Source organism: Synechococcus sp. MVIR-18-1, assembly GCF_014279835.1.
In the GTDB taxonomy this organism is placed as follows: Bacteria; Cyanobacteriota; Cyanobacteriia; order PCC-6307; family Cyanobiaceae; genus Synechococcus_C.
Genome location: NZ_CP047942.1, coordinates 1,047,832 through 1,067,413 on the forward strand (window position 1 = coordinate 1,047,832; position 19,582 = coordinate 1,067,413).

Sequence of the window (19,582 nt, forward strand, 5' to 3'; positions counted from 1 at the left end):
TTCAGGCTTAACCATGACCGCCCTCAGGTTGGCTCCCGATTCTTTCAAAAAGGTTCAGGCTTTCTTTGTTTAAACCTTCAACGTTTACGACGGAGCCACCAAGTCTGAGTTTGCGTATGAGTTGGTTGAGAGCCCCAACACCACTCTGGTCCCAAATGTGTGCCTGACTCATATCAATGGTGATTCTGGCTGGATGATCGTGAATGTCAAATCCCTGTAGGAAATAAATCTTGCTCACAAAGAACAATTGGCCGCTAACCACATAGCGGCTCTCATCTTCACTGATTTTAATTGCTTCGACGCGAATGACTTTTGCGACTTTGCGGCTGAATAAAACACCTGCAAGAGCCACTCCGGCTAGCACTCCAAGAGCAAGGTTGTGGGGAGTGGTGAGCATGGTGACTGCAAACGTCATCACCATCACGGCAGTGTCACTTTTCGGGATATTTCGAATGTTTCTCAAGCCAGCAACATCAGCTGTACTGACCGCGATTCCAATCATGACTGCAACTAGAGCTGCCATGGGGATCTGCTTAAGCCAAGCACTGGCAAGTAAAATCATCGCCAAAAGGCTGATTCCTGAAGACAGTGTGGAGAGGCGTGTTCGTCCACCGTTATCGATGTTCATGACGGATTGCCCCACCAACGCACAGCCAGCCATTCCTCCAAATAAAGAGGAAACGATGTTTGCTATTCCTTGGCCTTTCGCTTCAGTATTCTTGTTTGAATTGGAATCAGTTCTTTCGTCAAGAATGTCTTGAGTGAGGAATGTTTCCATCAAGCCAACCAATGAGATCGATAAAGCTGTCGGCAAGACAATCCCAAACGTCTGTAGATTAAAAGGAACTCTTTGGTTGCTCACATCTCCAAAAGGAAGATTGAACATAGGGAGACCATTGGGGAGTTTGCCAAGATCTTCTACCTTGGGAATATTTAAATCCGGAAATACTGAGCTTAGCCCCATGCTGATGGCTGTAATTACGATGATGGCTATCAGCTGGGAAGGAAGGGCGCGTGTGATGCGTGGCAGACCATAAATAATGACAAGCCCAAGCAAAACGAGCGGCCAAATAACTGCCATTTGGCCTCCAGTCAGAGCCTGTATCACATGGTCATGTCCCGCTTCCCCAAAATGAAGATTGATTCCCAATTGCGGAAGTTGAGCCTGAAAGATTAATAAAGCAAGAGCATTTACAAATCCGCTTAAGACACCTAGAGGCACGAACCTCATCTGATAAGCCAGGCGCAAGTAACCCCAGAGAATCTGAAAGACGCCGGTGAGAATGCCTGCTGCCATCAAGTAGGCCAGCCCCAGTCCCTCCCCTCTCGCATTTCCTGTCGCCACCAATCCGGTCATCAACAGGGCCGTTGATCCCGTAGCAGAGGTGATCATCGCCGTTCGTCCACCGACGAAGGCAATCGTTATGGAGAGACAAAAGGCTCCAAACAATCCAACTCTTGGATCTACGCCTGCAATCCCAGAGAACGCGATCGCTTCTGGAATCATGGCGAAAGCCACGACTAGCCCAGAGAGGACATCGCGTCTCGGATTGCTGAACCAGTTCTGAAGTCCCATTGCGGGAGAGGAAGCCATGGGCGTCAGTGCCACTTTCTTTTCAGGGACCGTATCTCAGAGCGGTGGCAGTAACCCATAGGGATCATGATGTGACTTCAAATGTTTAAGGCCTGGAAGCCAGTCTTGAAAGGCGTCATTGAGTTCTGCCTTATGGCAGGGCAGGTGTGGATGGATCTGTGTGAGGTGCACTCCAGGGCAGGATTCAGTGAGGATGGTGTTGGCATGAAATAGCCAATCCAGTGCTTGTTCTCTCCCCTTTGGATCACCGGCGCTCCAGGCTGCGGTGACCCATGGTTTCCAAATTGCATCGCGATGAATAAAAGATGTGCGTGACACTGGAATCTGAGAACTCATCCCTCCAAGTTGTTGGGCACTGATTTGGCATCTGGGGTGAGGACGCCCGCGTATGAGTTGATTCAGGTCTCTGAGGAGTGAGGGCACGCGTTGGCCCCAGGCTGGACCGAGCCTGCTACTGACTTCGCTGTGGATGCGCCCCTGGGCAGCGGTGGATGTCGCCAAAGCTCCAAATAGAGGCTGAGCATGTTGGCCAGGCACGATGGTCATGCTGGATTCAGAGCAGTGGCCCAGCAGCGTTTTTAGTGTCTCCACCGCTTTGATCGCTGCAGGGTCATTGGCGCTACAAGCGATGAACAGTTCAATGTTTTCGTTCCAGGCCCACTGCAGGCTGGCGCTGTGCTCCCACTGTTCCGCCGCCTCAATGGCGATTTCAAGTTGCTGAACGCTGCATACACTCCGCCAAATCACTAAGGGTGTGAGTTTCTGAGTCCGCAGTCGGATCGCAGTGACAACAGCCAGGAAGGGAGCGGCACCGAGCAGTCCTTTCCACTGCTGATGTGTTTCGTTCTTACTAGCTGTTCCAGGGCTTGCAGGGTTGGTCGGCGCTGAAAGGTCAAAGATGTTGCCGTTTCCCCAGACACCTCGCAGACCCACAATGTGATCCATGGCTAGGCCCTGTGATCGGCTTAAAGGTCCAATTCCACCTGTGAGAACAAAGCCACAGCCCGGAACGGTGGAAAGGCCAACCGGGATCGAGCGTCCATGAATTTGCAGACCGCTTAACACCTCGGCCATGGTGAGCCCGGCCCCAATCTCCACCTCATCTCCTTCTTCGCTGATGATCAGCTGGCGATGGCGCGCTCTTAAGTCGAGTGTCCAAAGCCCATCTGCAGCACAGCGACTGCTGGTGCCCCCTGCGCAAACCAATAAGGGTGTTGGCTGGATCCCTTGGCGTATCAGATTGGAAAGATGGATGGCATCAGTGGAGATCCAACCCGTTGGCTGTGAATCGTCGGCCATTGGATTCCAAAGCGCAGCGAGCTTTGTCATGTTGTGGCTCCCAAGCAAGCTGGTGGTCGAGGCAAGACCATCCGGCGCGATTCAACAAGGCCGAGGATAGTGTCGTGGGAGTGGAACGAACCGAGTGAGTTCAGATCCGAGTGCGCCGCAGCCATCGCCCTATGGCGTCTTGATTTGCGGCCATGGCAGCAGGAATCGCTTAGCGGTTGAGGAATTCGAACGTCTCGCGATCGGTCTGCGCCGGCGCATGCATCCGATTCCTGTTGAACACGGGTTTTTGGAATTTGCTAATCCAATCCTTAGGGATGGTTTAGATCGCTTAAGAGAGCAAGGAGTGGAGCGGGTGCTGGCGATTCCGGCCATGTTGTTTGCGGCAGGCCACGCCAAAAACGATATCCCTTCGGTGCTGAATACCTACAGCGCTGAAACGGGCTTGGAGATTGATTACGGCCGAGAACTCGGTGTTGATCGCTTGATGATTGCAGCGGCAGGCGCTCGGATTCAAGACGCGTTGGATGCCAATTCAGATGTTCCTCTATCTGAAACCATGTTGGTGGTTGTTGGACGGGGGTCATCAGATCCCGATGCCAATTCCAACGTTGCGAAGGTTGCGCGAATGTTGGTGGAAGGTTTTGGCTTCGGCTGGGGCGAAACCGTGTATTCCGGTGTGACGTTCCCGCTGGTGGAGCCAGGGCTGCGGCATGTGGTGCGCCTTGGTTTTAAGCGCATCATCGTGTTTCCTTATTTTCTGTTTTCTGGGGTTCTGGTGACCAGGATCCGCCAGCACAGTGAACGCGTCGCTAACGATCATCCCGAGGTGGAATTTCTGCATGCCTCCTATCTCGGAGACCACGCAAGGGTGCAAGACACGTTTATTGAGCGGGTGGATGAAGTTCTCGGTGGTGAGACAGCGATGAATTGTTCGCTCTGTAAATACAGAGCCCAGGTTTTGGGTTTTGAAACCGAGGTAGGCCTAGCCCAGGCCAGTCACCATCACCACGTGGAGGGATTGACCGATGGCTGCGATCTGTGTGAGCTCGAATGCACCGGGGCCTGTCAGCCCGATGGTGTGCCAATTCCACTGGGGGGTGGGCATCAGCCTCATACGCATGGAGACCATGCTCACGAGCATCCCCACGACCACGGCCATCATCCCTACCCACATGCAGAACATCCTTTAGGTCCAAGCACCCTTCGTGGTCGCAGTGCGGATTCGAAGAGGGATGCTCCTGAATCCTGAAGAACTCTTTCTGCAACTCAGTTTCTTCATGAATTCGTCTCAGGCAAGTCCAAAGAGACTTGAAGTCATCAGTGAGGCTTATCAATCAACGACCAAGCTTATTGTTCGCTCTTTTTCCACAGAATTGGCGGAGTTTTCCACCGGCTTTTGGACGTGATCGTGGCTCGTTGCTCAGAGTCTGTGGTTTTTCGAATTTGGCTTCAATTGAACTTGACACCATCCTGCAAGCAGTACTCGGTTTGAAAAAACTGCTCCACGATCCTCGAAACCCATTGGGCTGGAATGATTCTCATCAGGGCTTCTCTCTGGTCCACCTGATTGCTTCGGCTTTGACGGCGACCCCCTCCATGTGTCTTTCTAGGTGTCATGCCCCTCTGAGGTTTTCCCCCACTCCATGAATCGATTTCATTTTGAACATTGTGATACTTCTGTCTCTGAATCAATCAGTGATGTTGGAATTTCCTTAGTGAGCATGGAAGCGGAAATCCCTGAAGTCCTATATCGCGGAATGAAAGATTTCATTGGATTAAATCCATCTTGGGACCAATATCAACTTCTTAGTTCTGCAATTGCTCAATTTTTAGTTCAAAACGGTTGTACAGATCGAGCCGTCACTGAGCGTTATCTCGACGATCTTTTTATTCGCTCTCAGGTTGGAGCGCCTTCAGGCAAGCTCTCCTCGTAATTGCCATCATCGTCAAGGTTGGGCTTTGCCACGCTGATGTGGTCCAACACGAGCCATCAACGACCAACACGTTCGGACAGCGCCAGAGGCGATTCCAGGCATCCACAACACTGTGGTTCTCATCGCTGCCCATAGGAGCTCCACCCAGCTCATGCACGTAGTAGCCAGGCGGAGGCGCACCTGCTTTCATCGCCTCCATGTTTCCAATAATGGGTTCGATCAGCGGCATCTTGATTAGATCGGTGAGAGGTTGAATCTCCCCGCCCCCCAGACCAATGGCCTCAGCCATCATCGAGTGCATGTGATCCACCATCGCTGTCTCGTTCTCTCCCCACCGGCAGCTGATATGGGGGATGGGAACTCCCCAGCTATCTACTGTTTCCGACAAGGTGACCCTGTTCTGAGCGGAGGGAAGAACTTCCCCATGACCAATCAGAAAACCCAAACGGCAGTTGGAATTCCTTTTTAACCACCAGGGTGGATCAAAGCGATTGATCGCTCCCCAAAGTCCATATCCCCTTGAAAACGGAAGAGCCTCAGGGCGTTGTGGTGGAAGACTTCCAAAGGGAAGGAAAAAACTTCCGGCCCCTGATAACTGGCTGGTGGGATCTAGGTCTTGGAGGGATTGACGGCCACTCCTGCTTGGCACTTGAAAGAAGCGGCAGGTTGAAACGTGATCCATCAAGTGACGCCCGAGGCTTGCTGAGGGATCTTGAAAGCCTCCTTCTGTTGCTGAGTGTTCTGAGAGCAGTAGAAATCGCAGGGAGGCGATGGTGGAAGCGCAGAGAACCACCAAAGCTGCCTCCAGCTCGATTCTCATCCCGCTGCCTTGATCAATGACAACGACTCCTCGTGCGCGACTTTGATCACGGTTCATCATCAGGCGTTCTGCCAGGTGCCCTGAGAGCACCTCCACGCGTCCAGTGGAGAGTGCTGTTTGGAGACTGCTGCCAGGACTGCTCGATGGCGGCCATGGACACTCTGCGGACGGTTGATGCACTGAAAAACCGCGCGAGTGAATCATCTCGATGTCTGCCGAGCCCTGGAGGTCAGCAGCAAGTTGTTGTTCCTCTGGGGTGAAACTTAGCGGCGTGGTGGTGCAACCATCTGGGAGTTGAGCGAGTCCATCTCTGTTGCCATGAATGGCAAATTGCCGTTCCAGTGCGGAATAATGCGGGTCAAGATCTTGATGGCAAATAGGCCAGGATTGTCCTTGGCCATCACGCTCTGCAGCCTTGAATTCCAGATCAGAGAGTCGCAAGGTGATTCCACCCCAGGTCAAACTCCTACCTCCAACCTGGCGCCCTTGTGTCCATAAAAAAGGTTGATCTTTTGGAGTGGAGTAGGGATAGCGCCGCTCATCGGCATAGAGAAGTGGATTGTGTTTCCAATAGCCGGGATGCTGTGCCTGTTGTCGGTGCTGACCGCTGAGAAGGCCACGGATGCGTCGCATGCTGTTGGTTGGTTCGCTCCCCAGTGCTGCTTGCGCGCTGAGATCGGGCCCTGCTTCCACCACCAAGACACGTACCCCTGCTTCAGCAAGCGTTTGGGCTGCTACACCACCGGTTGCACCTGAACCGATCACGATGGCTTCGAAGGGTTTCAGCGGCACAGCTCAAGCGATGACCTGTACTTAGTGTCCCTCTTCGCCCACTGATCTTTTGATCTGAGTGGATGTCTTTGGCCAGAGGCTTCTAGCAGCTGATTGAAAAGCCTCGGCTTGACAACCTTAACCGACTTGACTATTTATAAGTTTGATCAGGTTGGAGGCTTGCAATCGGTTGATCATGTTGCGCATATCTTGATCCAATTATTCAAAACTCTTTCAGTCTTCACTGTTGATAGTCCTGGTGGTTTGGAGATAAAATTATTGTGTCTAGTCCTAGCTTGAAGAGTATTTGTGTTCTGCTAGCTAGCCTGTTTCATGCCCTTGTGATCAGCGCGTGAAGCACTTGTGTTGTTAATATTTCAAGGTTATTTTGCTTTGGAGTTGTGTTTTTTCAGAAAGTAATTTGCTTTTGATTCTTTTTTGAAGAGTTGGGAACCGCTGCTGGGCCTGGACCGCTAAGAAGTCTGCGATTCTTCGACTTTCAAAAAAATTGAAATTTCAGCCAATAAAAAACCCCTCATTAAGAGGGGGTTTTGATTTGGTGGCGGGGGGGAGATTTGAACTCCCGACCTTCGGGTTATGAGCCCGACGAGCTACCAGACTGCTCTACCCCGCGTTGACCTCAAAACTATACAACTTGGGGTTCGCAAGCCAGGGGATTGTGAGCGTTCACGCGCGTAGCTCTCCCTTCACTTCAAGTCGGACTCCTGGACCAATGATCAACATCTTGTCTTCCAGTTCGTCCAGGCTCCCTTGCGTGATCCAATCAAGTTGCCGCAGTAGATGGAGTGCTACAGCCTGTTTGGCACGGCGAGAGCCATCTTCCACCTTGATCGCCACACCTAAGCCATCTCCCGTTCTGCTGAGGCACTGAATGCCCTCGGCGCCACCTTTGCTGATCACCTGTTGATGAGAGCGGGACATGAGCTCGGTATCGAAGCGGCCTTCTCCAGCAACAAGCTTGGGGTGGGCGAGCATGGCTCTGCTGATTTGCTCCAGCTCAGCATGGGTTGAGGAGCCGAGATGGGCGTAGAGCAAGGCCATCTGGGAAAGTTGCAATAGCAGGGTGGGTGCACCGCAGTCATCGCGCTCTGCGACTAATTCCTCTGCGGGGAGCCCGAGAAATTCTCCGACACGTCGATTGATCTCTTGCTGCAGTGGATGATCACCCTGGAGATAGCTCTCCAAGGGCCACCCCATTTTTCGTGATGTGGCAAGAAATGCAGCGTGTTTACCGGAGCAATTGTGCTCCAGGGGACTGTGACCCCATGCTGGAATTGGGCACTGGAGAGAGTCCGTTTCTAGTTGGGCGTTCCAAAGCAGTCGGAAGGCTTCCCTGGCATGCTCAGCCGTTCCGGCATGGGAGGCACAGCTAATGGCCAAACCGCGATCGCCAAAGTCATAGCTTCCAGAGGCGCCGCTGCTGAGGGCAGGCAAGGCTTGAAAAGGCTTTAGTGCTGATCTAACAAAAGATTCATGATCAGGCCGTCCGGCCTTCATCAGGATTCTTCCTTTTGAATCACAAACAACGGCATGCACCCGATGGATGGATTCCACCGATGAACCTCGTTTCAGCACAACCTCAAAAGCAGGAGAGCCTGCATTTCTGGACGATCTGCCGTAGCCAGGAGGAAGTGTCATAGAGGGAGTACTAGTGAAATAATGTCAGCGAAATTAGAGAGCCTGACAGAGACTGGCTCCACCAAGAATGAGCCCCGTTGTTGTGGCCATGGCTCTGCCGAGCCGTCCCAGGATTGGGCGTACTTCATGTTGTGCAAGCAGCAGATCGCGCTCGCGCCAGGACAAAGGTTTTTCCCAGACTTGCCCGTCATACCAACCGGATTCTTCGTATTCCACCCGCTCAGAAAGAAGACGTTTGTGGACGTAGGTCCAACCCAACCATTGGCGTATCAATAACAACATTGGCAAAATCAGCCCAGAAACAGCCCCTGCGAGGACGAGACGGATTGGATCGTGTCTCAAGCTCCAACTACCGCTTGCAATCAGCACAGTGAGAGGAACGATCAGCATCCAACTCAAGAGCAAAGCCTTGTCTAAATCAATTTGTCGATGACGAGGCCAGGCAAAAAACCACGATTGACTTAGCTGGGTGAACTCTTCCTGAGGACGTTGGTCGGGAGGAACAGGACAGGAGATAGTCGCAGCCATACGAACAGGTCTTAGTGGCCTACGGATGGTTCGGAAGCTTGATGAGAACGGCGTTCACCGTGACTCCAAAACGCTTCCAGGTCGTAATAGCTGCGTTCTTGAGATTGAAGGATATGCACGATCAATTCGCCGTAATCGAGCAGGGCCCAACGGCCCTCGTTCATCCCTTCTTTGCGCAAGGGGAGTCGTTTGGCATCTTCTTCCAGACGATCTTCAACCGATCGGGCCATTGCCTTGACCTGAACGTCGCTCTGACCGCCTGCAATCACTAACCAATCGGCAAGGCTTGAAACCTCGTCAACCCGAATCAGCTGGATATCTACACCTTTGCGATCGTCGCAAGCTTCCGCTGCCAGCTCAGCCAGCTGTTCACTATCCATAAACGTTCTCGCTGGTAACGGATTGATTGGAGCCCTGTTGCTGAGCCATCTCTGCCCTCGCTTTGCCTGCACTTTTGCGTAGTGCCTCGAGCCGATCTTCGTAGAAGCTCCTCTTTTTCTTTTTGCGTGTTTGTTCCACCAACTCTTTCAGGGCTCCACCCAAGCTTTTGTAAGAGTTCGGAACGCTGTAGCCAAAGCGGCAAGCGAGATCAATGGCCCGCTCGTCAGCTGAAATCGCATCACGAAGACGCTTTTCTGCGTTGTTTTTGAGATACAAGCGATAGCCAGCAAATCCAGACAAGCCCAGGGCCATAAACAGCAGCAGACCGTCTTGGACCCAAAGCTCACCAATGGCACCACCTAAGCCGATGGCTAGAGCAGCCATTTCCCAACCATCTCTAGGAATGGTGTCGTTTTGGATACGACCAACCTCGTGCCAAAACAGCAGGTTTCTGTGATCTAGAGCAAAGCTGTCCCACAGATCAAGATCCACCTGAATCTCAACCTCATCTCTGCCGATCTCTTCAAGAGTAATCAAAGCAGGTTCCACAGCAGCAGCAGCTTCTACGAACACCCAGCTCTGCATCTCAGGTGGCAGCAACCCTTTCAGTCGCTGGAGCTCACTCATGGTGGATTAAGCACTCCTTTCACCTAACGCTAGCGACCAACCGACCCGAAAGGTTGCTGATGAAATCTTTCAAGGGCTCCACATGGGAGTATTGGCTGGTTTGGCTGTATTGAAGGCCCATGCCCAGGCGGAACGATCTTCGTCGCATCCTCCTGTTGGGTTCCGGTCCGATTGTGATCGGTCAGGCCTGCGAGTTCGACTATTCAGGAACTCAAGCTTGTAAAGCCCTGAGGGCAGAGGGCTATGAGGTGATCCTGATCAACTCAAATCCGGCCTCGATCATGACGGATCCGGAAATGGCGGATCGTACTTACGTCGAGCCGCTCACCCCCGACGTTGTCACTCGAGTCATTGAACTCGAGCGGCCCGATGCTTTGCTCCCAACCATGGGCGGGCAGACCGCTCTGAATCTTGCGGTTGCTCTTGCCGAAAATGGAACGCTGGATCGTTTTGGTGTCGAGCTGATCGGAGCTGATCTCAAAGCGATTCAAAAAGCGGAAGACCGGAAACTGTTCAAGCAGGCGATGGAGCGCATTGGCGTTCACGTATGCCCGTCAGGAATTGCGTCCAATTTGGAGGAAGCTGAATCGGTTGGTGCCTCGATCAGCAGTTATCCACGCATCATTCGACCTGCCTTCACGCTTGGCGGAAGTGGTGGAGGGATCGCTTACAACCCAGAGGAGTTCAGCGCCATTTGCAAGACGGGTCTTGATGCCAGTCCTGTCTCTCAGATCCTGATCGAGAAATCTCTGCTCGGTTGGAAGGAGTTTGAGCTTGAGGTGATGCGTGACTTGGCAGACAATGTCGTGATTGTTTGCAGCATTGAGAATTTGGATCCCATGGGGGTCCATACCGGTGACTCGATCACCGTTGCACCGGCCCAAACGCTCACAGATCGCGAATACCAAAGGCTTCGAGATCAGTCGATCGCGATCATTCGTGAGATCGGTGTGGCTACGGGTGGAAGCAATATCCAGTTCGCCATCAATCCAGCTGACGGCGAAGTGGTGGTGATTGAAATGAATCCAAGGGTGAGTCGCTCCTCTGCATTGGCGAGTAAGGCCACTGGATTTCCAATCGCCAAGATCGCTGCAAGGTTGGCGATTGGATACACCCTTGATGAGATCCTCAACGACATCACTGGACAAACACCGGCCTGTTTTGAGCCCACCATTGATTACGTGGTCACGAAAGTCCCTCGTTTTGCGTTTGAAAAATTTCGTGGATCTCCCGCGGTCTTGACCACCGCAATGAAGTCGGTTGGTGAAGCGATGGCAATCGGTCGTTGTTTCGAAGAGTCGTTTCAGAAAGCATTGCGATCGCTGGAAACAGGCCTGTCTGGCTGGGGGGGGGATCGACCGGAGCCCTCCTGCTCCAAAACTGATCTTGAACGCTCCCTGCGGACACCTTCTCCTGATCGGATATTGGCTGTTCGCAGCGCCATGCTGTCTGGAATGACTGATGACCGTATTTATGAATTAAGCCATATTGATCCTTGGTTCCTTGCAAAATTAAGAGGATTGATTGATACCGAGTCTGAGCTTTTAAATGGTCGTACTTTAGAAGAGCTTGATGAGTCAACGCTATTCAAGCTCAAAGCTTTGGGGTATTCCGATCGCCAGATTGCTTGGTTTGTTGATAGTAAAGAGCTGAATGTGCGAGAGCGTAGAAACCAGTTGGGTGTGATGCCCGTGTTCAAAACAGTCGATACCTGTGCTGCTGAATTTGCTTCTTCCACTCCCTATCACTACTCAACTTATGAACGACCACTTCTCCGTTTGACGGAGGATGGACAACTTCAGCCCTTGGCTCCATCCACAGAAGTTGCCATTGAAACGAGACCCAAATTGATGATTTTGGGAGGCGGTCCTAATCGCATTGGGCAGGGTATTGAATTTGATTATTGTTGTTGCCATGCCTCGTTTTCGGCACAGGATCAGGGCTTCGCGACGGTGATGTTGAACAGCAATCCTGAGACGGTCTCTACGGATTACGACAGCAGTGATCGCCTTTATTTTGAGCCCCTCACACTTGAGGATGTGCTGAATGTGATTGAGGCAGAACGTCCGAATGGAGTGATTGTTCAATTCGGTGGGCAGACACCTCTCAAGCTTGCATTACCACTTTTGAATTGGCTTTCCACACCGCAAGGACTCTCCACCGGCACTCAGATTTGGGGAACCTCACCAGAGTCCATCGATCTTGCAGAAGATCGGGAGCAGTTTGAGGCCATTCTTCGCAAGTTAGAGATTCGTCAACCTCGCAATGGTCTGGCCCGAAGTGAAGTGGAAGCCCGGTCCATTGCTGACAACGTTGGCTACCCCGTTGTTGTTCGCCCATCTTACGTTTTGGGTGGACGCGCCATGGAGGTTGTGTACGACGAGGCAGAACTCAATCGCTACATGAAAGAAGCTGTTCAAGTTGAGCCAGACCATCCAGTGCTTATTGATCAGTATCTAGAAAATGCTGTTGAGGTTGATGTTGATGCCCTTTGTGATCATGAGGGCACGGTTGTGATCGGTGGCTTGATGGAACACATCGAGCCTGCAGGAATTCACTCTGGAGATTCAGCCTGTTGTTTGCCTTCCATTTCTCTGAGTAAAGATGCTCTAGCTCTTATTCGGCGTTGGAGTGAGGCATTAGCAACCACATTGAAAGTGCAAGGATTGATTAACTTGCAATTCGCGGTTCAACGGGCTGTTGATGGGGAAGAAAAGGTGTTCATCATCGAAGCCAATCCTCGTGCGTCTCGAACTGTTCCTTTTGTGGCAAAAGCAACGGGTGTTCCTTTGGCCCGTATTGCAACGCGCCTAATGGCTGGTGAAACGTTGCGCCAGGTTGGTCTGCTGCGCGAGCCAATTCCTCCTTTGCAGTCCGTTAAAGAAGCAGTGCTCCCCTTCCGGCGTTTTCCTGGAGCCGATTCTCTTTTGGGTCCGGAGATGCGCTCAACGGGTGAAGTGATGGGTTCTGCATCCGATTTCGGCATGGCTTTTGCCAAGGCAGAACTAGCGGCAGGTGAAGCGCTACCAACGACTGGAACTGTTTTTCTTTCCACGCATGATCGCGATAAGACGGCACTCGTGCCTGTGGCGAGCCAGCTGATCGGATTGGGTTTCAAATTGATTGCGACTTCAGGAACGGCTATGGCACTGCGTGAGAAAGGGTTGGAGGTTGAGTCTGTTCTCAAGGTGCATGAGGGAAGGCCCAATATCGAAGACCTCATTCGCTCAGGGGGCGTGCAGCTTGTGATTAACACTCCAATTGGTCGCCAAGCTGCTCACGATGATCGTTATTTACGAAGGGCCGCTCTCGACTATTCCGTTCCCACCCTCACCACACTGGCTGGTGCGCGTGCTGCCGTTGAGGCCATTGAGGCCTTGCAAACTCGAACAATCGTGATCCATGCTTTGCAAGACGTCCATTCATCGCTTGCTGGCCAGTAGGGTTTTGAAAGCTTGCTGTTGATCTCTTGACCACGACCTCCAAGACAGTGATCGCTCCAGGTAGCGATTGCCGGGATGCTTTTCGTGCCGCTTATCAAAACCGTTACACCTGGGATCCAGGATTTGCTGGATATTCAGGTCGTTGCATCTGGCTACAAGGTGATCGCTCTGTTGAAGGCACTTTCCGTGTTGGCGCTGATTTAAAGGCCAAGGTTGAAGGGGTTTCAGATGCTGAAGTTGAAAAAGCATTTGCTTCACAGTTGTGGGAAGTATGCATTCATCGTGTGCGTCGCACATTCGAACAGACCCACTCTGAAAATACATTTACCGCTGGTGATTGCACGAACGAGGGCCTTGAAGTCATTATTGGTGGCAAGGGTCAAGGTGATAAGTACCGCATTAAAAATGATGTTGTCACCATGGTTCATCGCCACATTCATGGAACGGTTGTAACCATTCACACCGAAAGTACGACCGATACAGGAGATGGCTACCTCAGTCATTCCTACACAAGTCAATACTCAGATCCAGCCACGGGAGACGTGCGCGGAGGAACGAATCGCTTTACCGACACCTTTGTCCCCGTCTCTGATGGTGGTTCTTGGGTGCTGAGCGAGCGCACAATTCGTACGGATGCTTGCGGAGATTCTCCTGCTAGTGAGCAGACTTTTCGCTTTATTGACCTGACAACCGCTTGAAATGTGTCACCATCTGCTGAGTATCAGTTGATGGATGGAAACACTTATTTCGGCGATCAACGACCCCATTAATGGGGTCGTTTGGGGTTGGCCAATGGTCATCTTGATCGCAGCGACGGGCATTCTTTTGATGTTCGGCTTGCGATTGATGCCATTGCAACGCTTGATTTTTGGCGTTCGTGTGCTGGCTACTAGGTCTACGGCTTCTGAAACAGGAGATATTTCCCCTTTCGCAGCCTTGATGACATCCCTGTCTGCCACGATCGGTACGGGCAATATCGCCGGTGTTGCTGGGGCCATCGCCGTGGGTGGACCAGGGGCTGTGTTTTGGATGTGGGTGATTGCTGTGTTTGGTATCGCAACCAAATATGGCGAGGCTGTGTTGGCTGTGAAATATCGGGAAGTGGATGCTCTTGGAAATCACGTCGGTGGTCCGATGTACTACATCCGCAACGGTCTAGGTAAGAACTGGCAATGGCTTGCGGTGTTGTTTGCCACGTTTGGAATGCTGGCTGGCTTTGGGATCGGTAATGGTGTCCAGTGTTTTGAAGTCTCTAGTGCCTTGGAAGCTTTTGGTATCCCCAGGTTGGTGACCGGATTGGTTCTTGGTGTTCTTGTTTTTGCTGTGATTATTGGTGGTATTGACCGGATATCTCAAGCAGCCTCAGCCCTGGTTCCTGCCATGACGATCCTCTATATCCTCGCTTGCATTCTTGTTTTAGGAATAAATATCGTTGATGTCCCTGCTGCCTTTGGAACCATTTTTTCTAATGCTTTTAGTGGTGAAGCTGCTGTTGGTGGAGCGGTAGGACAGGTGGTCTTGATGGGATTTAAGCGCGGTATTTTTTCCAACGAAGCCGGTTTAGGCAGTGCACCGATTGCTCATGCGGCTGCCAAAACGAATGATCCAGTCCGTCAAGGCACCGTGGCGATGTTGGGCACCGTGATTGATACCTTGATTCTCTGCACGTTGACGGCATTGGTGATCATTACCAGCGGTGTTTATGGCGGGGGTGAGTCCGGGGCCAACCTCTCGATCTTGGCGTTCAACACGGGCTTGAACGGAGCTGGATGGGTCGTTACTGCTGGTCTCGTTGTGTTTGCGTTCACCACCGTGCTCGGTTGGAGTTTCTACGGAGAGCGCTGCACTGAATTCTTGTTTGGCGAAAGGGCGATCAAGCCCTTCCGCTTTGTTTGGGTTGCCGTTGTTGTGATCGGCTCAGTGGCAGGAGATCGTGGTGTTGTTTGGGGTGTCGCTGACACCCTGAATGGCCTGATGGCTCTTCCAAACCTTGTCTCTTTGCTCCTGCTGTCGCCAGTGATTTTTAAACTCACAAGCGACTACAACTTCAACCGTTCTCAGGAAGAGGGCTAACTTCTTTCAGTCGGTCGTTGAGTTGCATGGCCATGGACTGACGCCCTACTGCCAGCACTTTGAGGGTGTCTTCATGCATGCGTAGTTGGGCGTCGGCGACTTGCATTCCTCTAACGAGCTCTTTCAGGTCATCTGGGAGCTTATTGAGGTCATAGCGTTTTCCTTCAAAGGTCAGAATTGGATTCTGGTCTTGGGAAACGGAAGAACTGGTCATCAATGGAAAGCAATCGCAAAGATCTTATTGGCTGGTGTGTTGTTTGAAACCAATCATTCGTTGACGCGGATGAATTGTCTTTCGCAGAGTTCTCGATATCTACCGCCCTGACTCATTAGATCGTCGTGGCTGCCTTGTTGGCTTATACGACCATGTTCGAGAACAACAATGAGATCGGCTTCCTGAACTGTTGCCAAACGATGGGCAATCACAATCACTGTTCGGCCCAGCATGGCTTGCTTAAGTCCCAGTTGAACGGAGGCCTCCGCTTCTGCATCGAGGGCACTGGTGGCTTCATCCAACAACATCACTGCGGGATTTCCAAGCACAGCCCTCGCGATGGCGATGCGCTGGAGCTGTCCCCCTGAAACGTTGGTGCCTCGCTCCTGAAGACGCGTGTTGTAGCCGTCTGGGAGACGGATGATGAAGTCGTGGGCGTTGGCAAGCTTTGCGGCTTGTTGGAGCTGTTCTTGCGTGGCCTGCCGACCAAATCGAATCGCCTCTGCGATCGTTCCAGAAAAGACACTGCTGCGTTGCGGCACCAGAGCCACTTGCTGTCTCAAGTCGCGCGCGCTGACTTGGCTGAGATCTTTGCCATCAAAAAGAAGCTGACCTTTGTTAACGCGATTAAATCGCAGGAGCAGAGAAAAAAGCGTGGTCTTGCCAGCCCCTGAAGGTCCCACAAGGGCCACAACTTGTCCTGCCTGGATCGAGAGATTGAAGTCTTGAAGAACGGGTTGTCCTGGTGTGTAAGCAAACTCGACTTGATCGAAGTTCAAGTCTCCGCGCAGGCGGCCTAGGGGAATCGATGGAACCGGATCTGCCGGTTCCGAGGGTTCTTTCTCGATTTCACGGAGACGGCGTAGCGAGGATTGTCCCTGCTGAAATTCGTTGTAATTCGCGGTGACATGGGCGATCGGATCGATGAGGAGCACCAAGCCGGTGAGGTAGGTAATCAGCTCAGGGACACCTAGATCCCCACTACTGATCCTGATCGCTGCCAAGACCAGGACTGTGGCGAAACCCAGGACCTCAATGATCCCGACCACGGGATGTTGAAGAGCAACAAGCCGATAGGTGTTGTAACGAGCTTGCCGGTGTTGATCGATTTCTTGTTCAAATCGGCTCTCTAACCAGGGTTCTGCGGCAAAGGCGCGTACGAGAGGTAGGCCTTCAATGGCCTCTCCCAGTAAACCTGCCAGCTCACTGACCTTTTTTTGACTGCGTTCTGTGGCGATCATTACTCTCGCTCCAAACAGGCTGATCAGCCAGGCAACGAAGGGTGCGAGCAGCAGGATTGCGACCGTTAGTTTCCAGTCAAGCCAAAGCATGTAGCCAAGAACGGCCACCAATTGCAGAGCACTCGGGATGCTGTCGTGGAGGGTTTTATAAATCACCTCACTCACACGGTCAGCATCCTCTGTGAGCCGATAGGTGAGATCTCCTGACGACATCTTTTCCAAGGCGCCGAGCTGTACCTTTTGAAGCCTCTGAAACAGGTCTCGTCTCAGCGACTGGCTGACTTGTAAAGCAGGACCTGCGAGTAGGGAGTCTTGGCCAAATTGAGCAAGTTTTTGGATCGCGAACACCAACAGAACCAGGCCTATGACAGGCAGGATGCGCTTTAGATCGCCTGATCCCACATCGGGCAACAGTTGGCCCATCAGTCGCATCAACACCAACTGGCTACTGACAAAAACCAGCATGCAAAGTGTGCCGATCGTTAGGAGCCGCCTGTGAGGTCGCAGCAGTGGAATCAACCTGCGGAATCCCGCTTCTGATGGCTTCAGCATCGGGTCAGACTATCAATGGTGAATGGACTAATTGGTGCTGCAATGAGACTTGATCAATTCCTTAAATGGATGGGCTGGGTGGCGACGGGTGGAGAAGCCAAGTTGAGGATTCAGGGGGGTGACGTGTTCGTCAATGGCGACCTGGAGCAACGGCGTGGCCGTCAACTGAAAGCTGGCGATCGCGTCCAAATGGGTGTCGACTCTGCCGAAGTTTCGGATTCTCTTCAGGCTGGGCCTTAAGTTGTCAGCTGCTGAGATGCAGAGGACGGAAGCGTGCGCAAACCGGTAATTGCTGGCAACTGGAAAATGCACATGACCTGTGCGCAAGCCAGGGCCTGGATGGGCACGTTTCTTCCTCTTATTGCAGAACTGCCCGATGACCGACATTTGGTGGTGGCGCCACCGTTCACGGCTATCAGCACGCTTGCTGAGCTGAGCCATGGCACCCGCCTTGAACTGTCCAGCCAGAACGTGCACTGGGAGGGAGAGGGCGCTTACACCGCTGAGATTTCTCCGAGCATGCTCAAGGAACACAACGTTGAGTACGCGATCGTTGGCCATAGCGAGCCTCGCAAGTACTTCAGCGAGAGTGATGAACAGATCAATCACCGGGCGCGATCAGCCCAAACCAATGGATTGATTCCCATTGTTTGCGTTGGTGAAAGCGACGAGCAGCGCAGCCGGGGTGAGGCTGAGCGGGTCATCCGTCGTCAGGTTGAACAGGGCTTAGAAGGTCTTGATCCCAGCCAGCTGGTTGTGGCCTATGAGCCGATCTGGGCAATTGGTACCGGTAAAACGTGTGAAGCGAGTGAAGCCAATCGAATCTGTGGATTGATTCGCAGCTGGGTTGGCTCACCAGATTTGATCATTCAGTACGGGGGCTCGGTGAAGCCCGCCAATATCGATCAGTTGATGGGAATGAGCGATATTGATGGGGTGCTGGTTGGTGGTGCCTCCCTGGACCCTGAAGGCTTTGGGCGAATCGCGAATTACATCAAGAGCTGACTCTTGATGCGTTGGCCAAAGGATTGGGGCACGCGTACGGCAGTGATGGGAGTGATCAACCTCACTCCCGATTCCTTTAGCGATGGTGGTCAGTTCAACCAACTCGATCGTGCCTTGGCCGAGGCATCGCGTCAGATTGCCTCTGGGGCTGATTGTTTGGATTTGGGAGCCCAAAGCACCAGGCCAAATGCCGTTGAAGTGGGAAAGGATGAGGAGCTTAAGCGCCTTTTGCCAACGCTCAGAGCCATTCGTGCCGCTCACCCCAAGGTTCTGATCTCAGTTGATACCTTTCTGGCTTCAGTTGCCAACAAGGCTCTTGAGGCTGGTGCTGATTGGATTAATGACGTCAGCGGTGGCCGACGGGACTCAGAGATGTTGCCGTTGATCGCACAGGCTGGCTGCCCATTTGTGCTGATGCACAGTCGTGGGACCAGCCGAACGATGGATCTCTGTACGGATTACGGGGAACAGGGTGTTGTGCAGGGGGTTCTGGAGGAATTACGTGCAGCAACAGATCGAGCTTTAAAAGTCGGCGTGCATCGTGACCAGTTGCTCTGGGATCCAGGCCTTGGCTTTGCCAAAACAACAGCCCAAAATCTCACCCTTCTGCAGCAGCTCAACACCCTCGTAGATGAAGGGATTCCTCTGTTGTTGGGACCCTCGCGCAAACGTTTTATTGGTGCTGTTTTGGATGAACCAAGGGCTCGTGCTCGTCTTTGGGGAACGGCAGCGGTATGCGCTCGGGCCGTTGATGCTGGCGTAGCTGTCTTACGAGTGCACGACGTAGGACCTATTCATCAAGTGGTGACGATGGCCTCAGCTATTGGTTCAAATCGCTAGAACTGATCTCTATTTCTAAGTGTTGATGATGAGTGAAACAAGTCTCACTCTTTTGTATGACGGAGCTTGTCCGCTTTGCCTTCGTGAAGTCAAGTTTTTGAAACGCCGAGATCTTCATGGAAGGCTTGCTTTTGTCGACATCGATCAGGACACATATGACCCAGCCCAATGGAAGGGAATTGGTTATAGAGAGGCGATGGCACGCATTCATGCCATTCGAGCTGACGGAGAGGTTCTCCAAGATGTAGCTGTATTCCGAGAGGCTTATCGCTGCGTTGGCCTTGGTTGGATCTATGCCCCGACTCAATGGCCTTTGATTGGAACGTTGATCAATCGGATCTATGCACTTTGGGCCTCGCAGCGTCTGCGAATGACTGGACGTGCAAGTCTCAATGAACTGTGCAATTGCAAGCAGATTGTATCGGAATCAGAGCGTTATTAGATGCCACGACAAGGCTTAAAAGTTTTATTATTTGAATATCTATCATCGCTATGTAGATGTTTTCTAATTGAATGATTGACATTGAAAATTAGTGTTTTGGCAATGCGCTATTGATGATTGCTTTAGACATTGCTTTGATTATTCAAAAAACTATGCGTGTACTTAGGT

At 52.1% G+C, this 19,582-nt stretch carries 18 protein-coding genes and 1 tRNA gene; 9 read left to right on the forward strand and 10 right to left on the reverse strand.

Annotated features, from left to right (window positions below; all coding sequences use genetic code 11):
* Positions 1-7: 7 nt before the first annotated feature.
* Complete coding sequence (locus SynMVIR181_RS05580; RefSeq protein WP_186590277.1) at positions 8-1,594, reverse strand: SulP family inorganic anion transporter; 1,587 nt, start codon at positions 1,592-1,594, stop codon at positions 8-10.
* Between the two features lie 36 nt (positions 1,595-1,630).
* On the reverse strand, positions 1,631-2,923 hold the full coding sequence (locus tag SynMVIR181_RS05585) for an FAD-binding oxidoreductase (protein WP_186590278.1): 1,293 nt from the start codon (positions 2,921-2,923) through the stop codon (positions 1,631-1,633).
* A gap of 94 nt (positions 2,924-3,017) precedes the next feature.
* On the opposite strand from SynMVIR181_RS05585, the gene SynMVIR181_RS05590 reads away from it, so the two are divergent.
* Positions 3,018-4,133 (forward strand): sirohydrochlorin chelatase, encoded by a 1,116-nt coding sequence (locus tag SynMVIR181_RS05590; RefSeq protein ID WP_186590279.1) that lies wholly within the window; start codon positions 3,018-3,020, stop codon positions 4,131-4,133.
* A gap of 394 nt (positions 4,134-4,527) precedes the next feature.
* Complete coding sequence (locus tag SynMVIR181_RS05595) at positions 4,528-4,818, forward strand: DUF2811 domain-containing protein (protein WP_186590280.1); 291 nt, start codon at positions 4,528-4,530, stop codon at positions 4,816-4,818.
* On the opposite strand, the gene SynMVIR181_RS05600 is transcribed toward SynMVIR181_RS05595, so the two are convergent.
* The 6 genes from SynMVIR181_RS05600 to SynMVIR181_RS05625 all read right to left on the reverse strand — a co-directional run bounded on the left by SynMVIR181_RS05600 (position 4,772) and on the right by SynMVIR181_RS05625 (position 9,604).
* Positions 4,772-6,430, reverse strand: coding sequence for a GMC oxidoreductase (locus SynMVIR181_RS05600; RefSeq protein WP_186590281.1), 1,659 nt, complete (start codon positions 6,428-6,430; stop codon positions 4,772-4,774). The genes SynMVIR181_RS05595 and SynMVIR181_RS05600 overlap by 47 nt on opposite strands.
* Positions 6,431-6,966: 536 nt before the next feature.
* A tRNA-Met gene (locus SynMVIR181_RS05605) sits at positions 6,967-7,043 on the reverse strand.
* Between the two features lie 53 nt (positions 7,044-7,096).
* Positions 7,097-8,068, reverse strand: coding sequence for an asparaginase (locus SynMVIR181_RS05610; RefSeq protein ID WP_186590282.1), 972 nt, complete (start codon positions 8,066-8,068; stop codon positions 7,097-7,099).
* 33 nt (positions 8,069-8,101) lie between these two features.
* Positions 8,102-8,596, reverse strand: coding sequence for a CGLD27 family protein (locus SynMVIR181_RS05615; RefSeq protein WP_186590283.1), 495 nt, complete (start codon positions 8,594-8,596; stop codon positions 8,102-8,104).
* Between the two features lie 11 nt (positions 8,597-8,607).
* On the reverse strand, positions 8,608-8,976 hold the full coding sequence (gene rsfS, locus SynMVIR181_RS05620; RefSeq protein WP_186525120.1) for a ribosome silencing factor: 369 nt from the start codon (positions 8,974-8,976) through the stop codon (positions 8,608-8,610).
* Complete coding sequence (locus SynMVIR181_RS05625) at positions 8,969-9,604, reverse strand: DUF3318 domain-containing protein (RefSeq protein ID WP_186518953.1); 636 nt, start codon at positions 9,602-9,604, stop codon at positions 8,969-8,971. Before SynMVIR181_RS05625 ends, rsfS begins: the two co-directional genes overlap by 8 nt.
* Before the next feature lie 119 nt (positions 9,605-9,723).
* On the opposite strand from SynMVIR181_RS05625, the gene carB reads away from it, so the two are divergent.
* From carB to SynMVIR181_RS05640, 3 genes are read left to right on the forward strand one after another with little or no spacing between them, the layout of a single operon-like run.
* Positions 9,724-13,047, forward strand: coding sequence for a carbamoyl-phosphate synthase large subunit (gene carB, locus SynMVIR181_RS05630; RefSeq protein ID WP_186590284.1), 3,324 nt, complete (start codon positions 9,724-9,726; stop codon positions 13,045-13,047).
* Between the two features lie 26 nt (positions 13,048-13,073).
* A complete protein-coding gene (locus SynMVIR181_RS05635; protein WP_186590285.1) occupies positions 13,074-13,745 on the forward strand; it encodes a DUF3386 domain-containing protein in 672 nt (223 codons plus the stop codon).
* Between the two features lie 34 nt (positions 13,746-13,779).
* Positions 13,780-15,120, forward strand: coding sequence for a sodium:alanine symporter family protein (locus SynMVIR181_RS05640; RefSeq protein ID WP_186590286.1), 1,341 nt, complete (start codon positions 13,780-13,782; stop codon positions 15,118-15,120).
* On the opposite strand, the gene SynMVIR181_RS05645 is transcribed toward SynMVIR181_RS05640, so the two are convergent.
* A complete protein-coding gene (locus SynMVIR181_RS05645; RefSeq protein WP_186525125.1) occupies positions 15,095-15,334 on the reverse strand; it encodes a DUF6447 family protein in 240 nt (79 codons plus the stop codon). The two genes, SynMVIR181_RS05640 and SynMVIR181_RS05645, sit on opposite strands and share 26 nt — an antisense overlap.
* A gap of 53 nt (positions 15,335-15,387) precedes the next feature.
* The gene (locus tag SynMVIR181_RS05650; RefSeq protein WP_186590287.1) at positions 15,388-17,127 is read right to left on the reverse strand and encodes an ABC transporter ATP-binding protein; all 1,740 of its coding nucleotides are present in this window, start codon (positions 17,125-17,127) and stop codon (positions 15,388-15,390) included.
* Between the two features lie 15 nt (positions 17,128-17,142).
* On the opposite strand from SynMVIR181_RS05650, the gene SynMVIR181_RS05655 reads away from it, so the two are divergent.
* From SynMVIR181_RS05655 to SynMVIR181_RS05670, 4 genes are read left to right on the forward strand one after another with little or no spacing between them, the layout of a single operon-like run.
* Positions 17,143-17,367 (forward strand): RNA-binding S4 domain-containing protein, encoded by a 225-nt coding sequence (locus tag SynMVIR181_RS05655; RefSeq protein WP_186590288.1) that lies wholly within the window; start codon positions 17,143-17,145, stop codon positions 17,365-17,367.
* Between the two features lie 33 nt (positions 17,368-17,400).
* Positions 17,401-18,132 carry a triose-phosphate isomerase gene (gene tpiA, locus SynMVIR181_RS05660; protein ID WP_186590289.1) on the forward strand — a complete coding sequence of 244 codons (732 nt, stop codon included), beginning with the start codon at positions 17,401-17,403 and terminating at the stop codon, positions 18,130-18,132.
* Positions 18,133-18,138: 6 nt separating this feature from the next.
* Positions 18,139-18,972: a dihydropteroate synthase gene (gene folP / locus SynMVIR181_RS05665; protein WP_186590290.1), complete on the forward strand. Its 834-nt coding sequence runs from the start codon at positions 18,139-18,141 to the stop codon at positions 18,970-18,972.
* A 25-nt stretch (positions 18,973-18,997) separates the two neighbouring features.
* Positions 18,998-19,414 (forward strand): thiol-disulfide oxidoreductase DCC family protein, encoded by a 417-nt coding sequence (locus SynMVIR181_RS05670; protein WP_186590291.1) that lies wholly within the window; start codon positions 18,998-19,000, stop codon positions 19,412-19,414.
* Positions 19,415-19,582: the final 168 nt, after the last annotated feature.